This window comes from Methylobacterium sp. Leaf469, from assembly GCF_001424745.1.
Lineage (GTDB): Bacteria > Pseudomonadota > Alphaproteobacteria > Rhizobiales > Beijerinckiaceae > Methylobacterium.
In genome coordinates, this window is sequence record NZ_LMRE01000006.1 from 38356 (window position 1) to 48399 (window position 10044).

Annotated in this window: 7 protein-coding genes; 4 read left to right on the forward strand and 3 right to left on the reverse strand. The window is 66.0% G+C overall.

Annotated elements, in window-relative coordinates:
- The first annotated feature begins 26 nt into the window (after positions 1 to 26).
- The 4 genes from ASG60_RS06315 (at position 27) to ASG60_RS06330 (ending at position 4957) form a co-directional block, all read left to right on the forward strand.
- Complete coding sequence (locus ASG60_RS06315) at positions 27 to 1316, forward strand: MBL fold metallo-hydrolase (RefSeq protein ID WP_056384535.1); 1290 nt, start codon at positions 27 to 29, stop codon at positions 1314 to 1316.
- The gene (locus ASG60_RS06320; RefSeq protein ID WP_244476586.1) at positions 1316 to 2341 is read left to right on the forward strand and encodes a hypothetical protein; all 1026 of its coding nucleotides are present in this window, start codon (positions 1316 to 1318) and stop codon (positions 2339 to 2341) included. Before ASG60_RS06315 ends, ASG60_RS06320 begins: the two co-directional genes overlap by 1 nt.
- 91 nt (positions 2342 to 2432) lie before the next feature.
- Positions 2433 to 3494: a recombinase family protein gene (locus tag ASG60_RS06325; RefSeq protein WP_056384537.1), complete on the forward strand. Its 1062-nt coding sequence runs from the start codon at positions 2433 to 2435 to the stop codon at positions 3492 to 3494.
- Entirely contained in the window at positions 3491 to 4957 is a 1467-nt protein-coding gene (locus ASG60_RS06330; protein ID WP_244476587.1) for an ADP-ribosylglycohydrolase family protein, read from the forward strand. The genes ASG60_RS06325 and ASG60_RS06330 overlap by 4 nt, the downstream gene beginning before the upstream one ends.
- A gap of 552 nt (positions 4958 to 5509) precedes the next feature.
- Here the strand turns inward: ASG60_RS06330 and ASG60_RS06335 are convergent.
- From ASG60_RS06335 to ASG60_RS06345, 3 genes are all read right to left on the reverse strand, one after another.
- Positions 5510 to 6748, reverse strand: coding sequence for a phospholipase D family protein (locus tag ASG60_RS06335; protein ID WP_056384538.1), 1239 nt, complete (start codon positions 6746 to 6748; stop codon positions 5510 to 5512).
- A gap of 107 nt (positions 6749 to 6855) precedes the next feature.
- Complete coding sequence (locus ASG60_RS06340; RefSeq protein ID WP_056384539.1) at positions 6856 to 8148, reverse strand: restriction endonuclease; 1293 nt, start codon at positions 8146 to 8148, stop codon at positions 6856 to 6858.
- The gene (locus ASG60_RS06345; protein WP_244476588.1) at positions 8145 to 9998 is read right to left on the reverse strand and encodes an AAA family ATPase; all 1854 of its coding nucleotides are present in this window, start codon (positions 9996 to 9998) and stop codon (positions 8145 to 8147) included. Before ASG60_RS06345 ends, ASG60_RS06340 begins: the two co-directional genes overlap by 4 nt.
- Positions 9999 to 10044 lie beyond the last annotated feature (46 nt).

Consider the following 10044-nt stretch of genomic DNA (forward strand, 5'->3'; position numbering starts at 1 on the left):
AGACGGGCGTGGGGGCTTGGGCTGGTATGTTGGTGCGCATCCATCGCGGGACGCGTGAGATCGGCGGCACCTGCGTTGAGCTTGCCGCGAACGGCGCCCGCCTGCTCATCGATCTCGGCCTGCCCCTCGGGGCTGACGCTGGCGATACATCGCTCCATCCCGACATCACCGACAACGGCAACACGGGTGAACTCGTCGGCCTCGTCCTGTCCCATGGTCACCGCGACCATGTCGGACTCGCGCATCTGGCCGGACCAACACTGCCTGTCGTTATGGGTGAGGCGACGCGCGCGATCTGGCTTGCCGCCGCCCCCTTCGTGCTGGGGCCGGTCCCGGCTTTCCTGTCGGCGAGCGCCCCTTCGAACGCTGTGCCCGAACAGCCAGCTGCGCCCAGGCTGGAGCACGGCGTTCCGCTCCAGCTCGGCCCATTCACGATCACGCCGCACCTCGTCGATCACTCAGGGTTTGACGCCTACGCTCTCACAGTCGAGGCGGAGGGCCAGCGGCTGTTCTATTCCGGTGACCTTCGGGCTCACGGACGCAAGGGAGCCTTGTTCGAACGCCTCGTGCGCAACCCGCCGCGCTCCATCGACGCGATGCTGATGGAGGGGTCGAGCTTCGGACGGCTCGATCCGGATGGGGTCTTCCCGAGTGAGGCCGACATTGAGGCGGCCCTCGCAGACGCCCTGCGCGCGAATGACGGCTTGGCGCTGGTCGCAGCCTCCGCCCAGAACATCGATCGGATGGTCTCGCTTTACCGGGCGTGCAAGCGCAGCGGGCGGACGCTCATTATCGATCTCTATGCCGCAGAGGTGCTTGCTGCCACCGGCACCCCGAACATCCCGCGTTCGGACTGGCCGCAGGTGGCCGTGTACGTACCCCAGCATCAGCGCGTCCAGATCAAACGATCGGGCCGCTTCGATATCCTCGACCGGCATTCCGCGAATCGGATCTTTCCCGAACAGCTTGCCGCGCTCGCACCTCGCGCCGCCCTGCTGTTCCGGGCCAGCCTGCTCTCCGATCTCGACCGCGCCGGGTGCCTGGCCGGGGCAAATGCGATCTGGTCGCAATGGTCGGGCTACCTCGACGAGCCTCGCGGGCAGGATCTTCGTGCAGCCCTGGCTACGCGCGGCATCCCACTCACCCAGATCCATACCTCGGGTCACGCCAGCATCCGCGACCTGAAGCGGCTTGCCGCGGCCGTGAACCCACGCCGCCTGGTACCCATCCACACGTTCCACCCGGAGGCGTACGAGCAGCACTTTGCCAACGTGGCGCCGAAGAACGACGGCGAGTGGTGGGAGATGGCCGCCTGATGCCCGCTCCCGCACCGACCGCCACAGCCTCTATGATCCCGACCTCGCTCATCCCCAGCTACCGGGGTTTGAGCGACGGCTTTCTCGACAGCCTCGAAGCGTTGGCACTCGCCCCCGAGGGCGGTTGGTGGCGCGATGTTCTGGCTCACCGCGAACTCGTGCTGGCAGTGCGAGCCGAGTATCTCAACGTCTACCATCGCGGTGCCGCCCTGTTCCTCATCGGCCAGCGCCAGGGACGGGTGGTGGCCAGCACGCACGCCAAGTACCTTGTGCGTCAGCGCCAGGGCGCGGCGGAGCTTCGCGCCGATGCCACCTTCGGACTTGAAGCGGACACGGCGTTCTGGCGCCGGTACGAGGGACCACAGACCCTCGACGAGATGCTGCGGGCCGCTGTGACCCTGGCCGGACCGGAGAAGACCGGCGTGCACGATCTCGTGCTGGCAGATCCCAGGGTGATCGACGTCGAGATCTCGCTCAGCGGTGCGCCCATCGGCCTCCCCGGCGACATCGGACACGCAGCCGATGCGGTCGTGCCCGGACCGCCCCAGAACCGACAGGACCGTCTCGACGTGGCCGCGCTGACCGAGCGAGATGGTGCTGCCTTCGTCACCTTCCACGAGGCGAAGCACTTCACAAACAAGGAGCTTCGAGCAGCAAACGGCCGGACGCCCCCCGTGGCCGAACAGATCGCCCGCTACCGCGCAACGCTCAATCATCATGCCGACAAGCTGGCGGGCAGCTACCAGGCGGTGTGCCGGGCTCTCGTTCGTCTCGATCGCCTGCGTCAGACGCTCAGCGGGACCGGGGCCATCTCGCGTCTTGACCCGCTGGTCAGCCGGGTGGCCGATGCCCCCATAACGCCTGGAATCGACACCGAACCGCGCCTCGTGGTGTTCGGCTTCGACGAGGACCAGCGCCAGGGTGCCGTGTGGCAGAGCCATAAAGCCCGCCTCACGAACGAGTTCGGGCTGCGGGTCTACGCCGTGGGCAGCACCAAGGGGCGATCGGCTGCGGCCTTCCGCTGATCACGCTTGTGTGGAGCCCCGCTCCTCCTGTTCCGATCGCCGACCGTCGCATGAATCACCATGCATCCGTGCGAGACTTATTCCCCGCCCCATGCAGATCGTCGTCTATCTTCGCACCCGTCCGATCGAGCCGGACCTCTCGGCGGCAGCGCTGACCCGTCAGCGGGAGGCCGTGGCTGCCTGGCTCGACGAGAACGGTGCGACGCTCATCGGCACATTCACCGAAGCCGAGAACAGCACCAAAAGCCGCCCGCAGCTCGGCGCCGCCCTCAAGGCGTGCCGGGAACACAACGCAGCGCTACTTCTCGCCATGACCAATGCGATCGGCGCGAGCCCGGCCCTCACCGGGGTCTGTGGGTATCTCGCAGGGGTACGCTGCCACGCCATCACCCATCCTGAAGCCAACACCCCCGCCGTCACGCCAACAGCACCCGATGTCGTGGTGTACTACCGCAGCCGTCCCTCAGAGCCGGAGGAATCCGAGCGCGTGATGGTCGCCCAGCGCCAGGGTGTCTCGCGCTGGCTCTCAGTGCACGGCAGCCGGGTCATCGACAGCTTCATCGAGGCGGAAGGCACGAGCTTGGACAGGCCAGCCCTCGCGGCGAGCTTTCGGGCCTGCAAGGCGACGGGCGCGACCTTGCTGGTGGCAAGCCGCGATGCCATCGGGATGGGATCGTCGCCGACGATCAACTTCGTTTCCGTGCCGGTGGCGGTCGCGCCGACCGAGATCACGCCCCCCGCCACTCTGCCGATGCCAGCCAATACGCCGGCGCGCCTGAGCCTTTATCGGCGCTTCGGCAGCTCTGCCCTACTTTCGGTTTATCTGTGCAATCCCGGCCCCGGGCCCCTTACAGGGATCGTCCTGCGCAGCAGCGGGGTGACAACCAAACTTGGGCCCGGGGTCAGCGTCACGGCGGGCGCCGAACGCCAGCTCGATCTCATTGAGCCCGGGTGCTGCCGGCTTATCGACGCCTACGATCTTTATACCGATGGAGACCGCCTCACGCCCTACGCGCTGACCTTCGTGGACGCCGAGGGGGTTCAACGTTCGGCGGGCCTCATCCTCGGACCGGACGATCCGATCGGTGCCTTTCACGCTTTCAAGTTCGACCCCGAGCCAGCGGATCCCGCGAGGGGAGGGCGCACACGATGACCGAACCACCCCCTGCTGCCTCGCCCAGCGTCGGTCTGTTCTGGGGTGTCATGGATGCGGGCCAACTGTATCTGGTCACCGCGACCACACCGCTCTCGGCGGCCGAGACCTACGGCGACGCGCTCACCGATCCGCGAGGCCACAGCGATCTCTGGGAGGGCTGGCAACGCCTCGGGGCAAAGGGGCTGCGGGCACGGGGGCTGCCGTCGGCCATCGCCGCATTCGAGTACGAGGACTTTCCGCGTGGCCGCATCGTCTTCGACACTCACACGCGCGCGTTTACGCTCTATGCCGACCGCAAACTGCAACGGCCTGCGGTGCTCGCTCGTCTTCGCCACCTCTTCTGTCTCGAGGCCGAAGCGGTCATCGTCCGCTCGGATTTGCATTACCGCAGTCGAGAGAGAATCAGCATGACGCGACCCGACAAGGTCCCCGTGGCGGACAATCCCGTTCCCGAACGGGGCGCAGCCTCGCCCGCAGCCCCCGTTTCATTGCCCCCCACCGTCCTCGACCGGGCCCGTGGTGCACTCATCGGACTGGCGGTCGGCGATGCCCTGGGGACCACGCTCGAGTTCACGGCCCGCGATGCCGAGTCGCTGCACACCGAGATGACCGGTGAGGGGCCGTTCGATCTCGCTGCCGGCGGATGGACCGACGACACCGCCATGGCGCTGGCGCTGGCCGATAGCCTCACCCACTGCCGGGGCTTCGATCCGGCCGACGTCATGACCCGTTTCGTCGCCTGGTGGCGAAAGGGCCACTACAGCTGCACCGGCACCTGCTTCGACATCGGCATCACCACGGCGGCCGCACTGAGCCAGTTCGAGCGTGACGGCAATCCCTTCGCCGGTTCGACGGCAGCGGACACGGCGGGCAACGGGTCGCTCATGAGGCTTGCACCCGTCGCACTATTCGCACTCCGGGATCCCGAAGCGGCGGACCGGATCGCCCGCGATCAAAGTCGTACGACGCATGGCGCTCCGCAGGCCATAGAGGCCTGCGCCTACTTCGTTCAGATCCTGCGCGCCGCAATCCTCGGCGAGGCCGATGTTCTGCGCCCCCGCCGCTGGATCGGGTCGGACTGCGATGCAGCCTTTCCGCGGCTCTGGAACAGCGATGAGAACGATTACCTCACGCTCGTCCCCCAAGCTGAAGACACTGCGATCGAAGCCATTGCCCAAGGCGCTTGGCGGACGAAGACACGCGCTCAGATCCGTTCGACAGGCTACGTCATCGACACGCTGGAAGCCGCACTCTGGGCGGTCGGGACGACGGACAGCTTTGAGGCAGCCCTCATCCGCGCAGTCAACCTCGGTGGAGACGCTGATACTGTGGGCGCGGTTACCGGCCAACTCGCCGGGGCTCTGTATGGCCTGTCTACAATCCCGGAGCGCTGGCTTTCGCCGCTGGCATGGCGGGATCGCATTGCCCGGACGGCGGATCGTTTCCTCGCCCCGCGGTGACGCCCCCTGCTCCAGTGGGTGTGCGGACCTACGCGAAGCCGCAAATTGCGGCCTCAGGCTCGGCGTTTGACTTTCCGATCGCGTATAGCTGGCAAATTTGATTGCACACCGCGCTGAATCGAACTTATCAGTCCCGATATTTAGTCGATACCTTTAGTGCATACCATGCTTCCACATCATTTCCCTCCATGTATCTGCGTTGCATGTAAATCTTGAATGCCTTAATAGCAGCGGGACTGACCAACGCAAGCTTGTAAGCATTCCCCGGACTGGTGATCGCGAGCGAGTCACCATGCCTTACGGCTTTGTACGTCCCACGCTCCTCAGCTCCATCGACGAGGCAGTACAGTTCATAAGTCAGCTCAAAATTATCACTCGATAAGTCCTCCCCGTCGAGAAATTCTTGGAAGTCTGTTGTAGATTTGGGCATGGGCAATACGATGCTTGGCGACTGCGGGGGCTTCACGGCGCACAGGAGGGTGTGCCGCGCGCAAGCTGTAGTATCCTACAGTGTGCACGAACGGCACCAAAAATTGAGCTCAGGGGACTTGTCTACGCTTCGTCGCCACCGGTCGGGACGTAGACCAGACAGTCGAGGAGGGCAGCCCGGGCGTTGGCAAGCGTCTGCTCGTAACGGTTTACTGGCTTCGGCTGACGGTACCAGTCCTTCGTTGCGAGGAACGCGAGGAGATCGGCGTAGGATTTCGCCCGCGGGCCAGTGGGAACGTTGCTCAGAGCACTACGGGGCAACCCCGATAAGGCGGCGAGACCAGGGCGCGAGCCGTTGTTGACCGAGACGGCCCGGTCCGGACGAGCCAGGGCGAGCAGCCGCGTCGCGACCGCCGGACCGAACCGGTCGAGATCCGAGATCTGACGAAGGAATGCGACGGCAGCTTCTGTAAATTCAGCGTCGGAGGCGTGGATTGCCCCCTGCAGCAGCGACCGGACGCGCTCCCGCACCGTACGGTGCGCGGCGGTATCCTTTAGGAAAGTGGTTTTAACCTGCCCGGCCCCCTGCATCGAGCCGAGGAGACCGTAACCCATGATGTCGTCGGCGTCGTCCTTAATACCGAGCAGGACGTGGTAGTCGACGTCGCTCAGGTCATCCCAGCTCTCCCGACGCGTGATCTCCATCCCGAGCGCGATGGTATTGAGCCAGCTGCTCATCTCACCGTCTACGGTGCACCCGAACTTTCGCTGCCAAACCGGGTTCGCCAGCTTGATCGCGTGAACGAACGACGACCAGTCCGTCAAACCTTGCGCAAGTCCCCAGAGCGCATCCTCAGACAGGGTAGGCGTCGGGTCCGCTCCCTGCCCAGAGGGAGCCGGTTTCCAATTGGCCTCGTATTGGTCCAGTCGCGGGCTGCAATCTTTTTCCAATGCGTCCCAGGTATCGTCGAACCAGGCTCGCGCCGTGGCGCCCTCGTCGGGCAATTCCGCGACGATCTCTGTGTTCTGTTCGAAGCCGCAGCGCGTGAGGTTCGCGCTGCCGATCCAGACCACCGTTCCCTCGGGGCGGTGGAATATGATCAGCTTCGGGTGGAACAGCGGATGACTGTTGGGCAGGCGCAGCTGAGCCGACTGCTGAATGAGGCGCAGGGCTCTCGGGTGGGTCGTGGTCCCGGCGGTGCCCACGATGGCCCGCAGCGCATGCGGCCGAGCCTTCGCAAATGCGTGCAATAAGGAGAACGCCGCACCGAACGACATCCAGGCGGTGGCGATATCGACGCGCTCGGCTGTGCCGAGATGCTCTTTCAGCCGAAGAAGGAGTTGTTCTTGGGTGAGAAACATGCGGAGCCTTGTTGCCCTTGCCCCGCATCTCAGCGCGAGCCGATCAATTCCGTCAAATGCGCCACCGGGCGCTCGTAGGGGACACACGCTTCGCCCCCACCGCTTGTTCATCTCTCAGCTGGATGATCCTGCAATACCACTGCAGCGCGCAACTGCTCAGGGACCAACTCCGGGGTGGAGAGATCGAGCGTCAGGAGCTGGAGGCGGCTGCCGTCCAAATTTGTTATGGCGTGCGTGGCCAAGCAGCCCGCCGACAGGGGCAGGTGCGCGTGATGCGGGTACACAAGCATCAACTCACGGCAACCGTAGACCTGCGCGTAGGCCATCATCTGGTAGACGTCGGCCTGACCGACGCCGCGGCGGGGATCCGCGAGCACGCCCGCGAGGCGCTTCCACTTCGTGTCGAGGATCAGAACCGGCTGCCCGGCCCGGCTCACGACGATGTCCGGGCGCGTCGCGAACAAAGGGCGGTCCTGCCCGAGGTCCCGCAGGGCGTACCGGCGCGGTCCCTGCAGCGTGACGCCGACGTCCGAGCCAGCAAGGGCGCGGCGCAAGGCGCGCCCGACGAACTCCTCGAACAGCGTGTTCATCTCAAAGAGCAGCGCGAACCCGCGTCCGTCCCCAACCGAAGTCGTTTGGAAACGATCTTCGAGAAGTAGGCGCGCGAAGCCGAGCACCTCCCGCCATCCGGCGTTGGTACGGTCGAGGGCGACCGCTTGCCAGGGTAGGGCCGCGCGTGGCGGGAGGGTGACCGGCTCGTAGACGAAGAGGAGCTCGCTCAGGCGCCGCCGCGTCTCCGGCGCGCGGGCGAGACCCGCCAGGCGCACGAGTGCAGCCTTGAGGATGCGGTTCAGCGCGATGTCGGCGTCGAGGTCCTCGTACCGGCACGCGAGGCGCTGCGGGCTCGCGGCAAGCATCGTGCATTGACGGATGACGTCGAGGCGCCCGCGCAGGGCGGGCAGGTCGTCCTCCCGCCGAACGTAAGCGCGCGGTAGGCCACGCCGCAGCACGGCCGCAAGCTTGTCGCAGAACAGGCGGATCAGGATCTCAAGGAGATCGCGCGACTGCCAGCCGAGGTCGGTCGTCGGTCCGGTCGCGATCTTAAGGTCGTGGACGGCCGCAAGCATGTGCACCAGGCTCGCGCGGGCGCACGCCGCATCGCCGTCGATCTTAGGGAGGATCTCGAGGGTGACGTCGTTCGCGACGAGGACACCGACGACCTGCTGGGCCCGCAGCCGACGTCCGCCGTCGACCAGTACCCGTTCGCCGTCTGCGCCACCGAGCCCCGTGCGCCGCGCCACTGCCAGCAGCTGGTCGGCCTGCGCCCGGGTGATTCCGGTACTGTCCGCCTCGTTCGAGACGGACAGGTATTCCCACTCACGCAGCGCCCGGCGGATCACGCCAGCAACTGCGCGTAAGCGTCCTCGGCGAAGGACTGACGCACCGCGTAGCGCCAGCGATCAGGCCCGGGATCCTCCAGGCCCGGCGGTGGCGTGAGTGGCGTACGCGCCAAAAAGGCGCCGGCGTCCGTCATCTCGCCAAGCACGAGGCGGATGCGCTCCCAATCCTCGAAGAAGTACTCGGCCAGGAGCGGGATCACCCGGTCGCGCATCACCGCGTCGATGTCGCCGCGCGTGCGGCAGCGCATGAAGAACGCGTGCCCGATACGGTGCTCGCGGTCGACGAGATACTCGATCCGGGTGTTCAGCGCGGTGAGGACCGCGGCGAGATCAATGCCCTCAACGTCCCCGGACAAGAGTTCGGGGCGGGGCGCCAGCTCGCGGAAGGCGAAGCGGCGGCGCAGGGCGGTGTCGAGAAGCGCGATCGACCGGTCGGCGGTGTTCATCGTGCCGACGACATGCAGGTTGTCCGGCACGCCGAACGTTTCGCCGGAATAGGGCAGGGTGACGGTCAGAGCATTCGCCTGCCCGAGCCGCTTGTCGGCCTCTAGGAGCGTGATCAGCTCGCCGAACACTTTCGACACGTTGGCGCGGTTGATCTCGTCGATGATCAGCACGAATTGGTCAGTGCAAGTCGGGCTCAGACTCTGGTCCGGAGCCGGGCCGGCGATCAGGCGGCTTAAGGCTTCCGTGCGGATCCGCTTGGCCGGAATTTGGTAGAGGGTCCGCATCGTGAAGTTCCCTTCCACGATGGTGTCCAATGGCAGGGGTTCGTCGAGCACGAGAAGCCAGCGAACCTTGCGGCGCTGGTTGTAGGTTCCGTCCTCGCCGAGCTCGAAGTAGTAGTCGCTCGCGATCTCGGCGATTGCCCGGAAGGCGGTGTTACCGCTTGGTACGATGACGATGTCGCCGATCTGCATCGCATTGCGGAAGATCCAGGGCTGGACGGTCTGGCTCGGCGTCTTGTCGTCCGGGTAGCGCGCCGTCCACTCCCGATGCATCGCCTCGATCGCGGCGAACTGGGGGTCGGTGAAGTCGACGTCCCCGCCCCAGCCAAGCGCCACGTAGCCGCCCGCGATCGCCGCTTGGTAGACGTGCTCCTCACTGCCCTTGGCGCCCAGCGCCATCTTCCAGAACCGTCGTCCCTCGAGTTCGAGGGCGCCCCCCTGTCGTCCCACAGCGGCCGGCGTTCGGGCCTGCTCGGCCAGGGTGGCGATCTGTCGAAAGACGCCCGGATTTGGCTCCAATCGGAAGCCCGCGGTCGCGCGATCGTCCTCGGCCTCGCCCGTGTGCGGGCGCAGGCCTTCGACGAAATCCTCGTAAGCGTAGGACTGGTGAAACGTCACAAATTGGATCTGGCGGGTCGCGACCAGCGCGTCGTAGCGCTGGCGCACCCCCGCGTTGCCCCCGTCCGGCAGGACCCCGTCGCACAGCAGCACGGCCTCCGCCGCCGTCGCGAACGTCTTGCCCGTACCAGGTGGTCCGTACAGGATGAGGTTGGTTGGGTTCGCGGCTGGAAGAGCGTCCTGCGTCACGATCGGGTTCTCCGCTGAATTCGGTGCGGGCGACGCCGCACCGTACCAAGTGACGAGGGCGGCGAGGGCGTTCGCATCCTCAACGACGACGAGTTGCTGGCCGCCCTCCTCGAGCCGGGCTGCACTCAAGCGGTAGGCTGAACTCCTGTACTGCATCCCGGCCAGGCGCGTGACGCCAGGGAGTTGATCCACGTCGTCCCAGGCCGGTGCGCCGCCCGGCGGCGCCCTCTCGAACACCAGCGTCGCCCGATCCGCATACGTGATGGGAGACTCGGGCAACGCAACGCGAAAGCTGTCCGCGTCGATCACCTGCACCTGCGCGACCGCGTTGCCGAGTTCCAGTCCGAACGAACGGCCATTG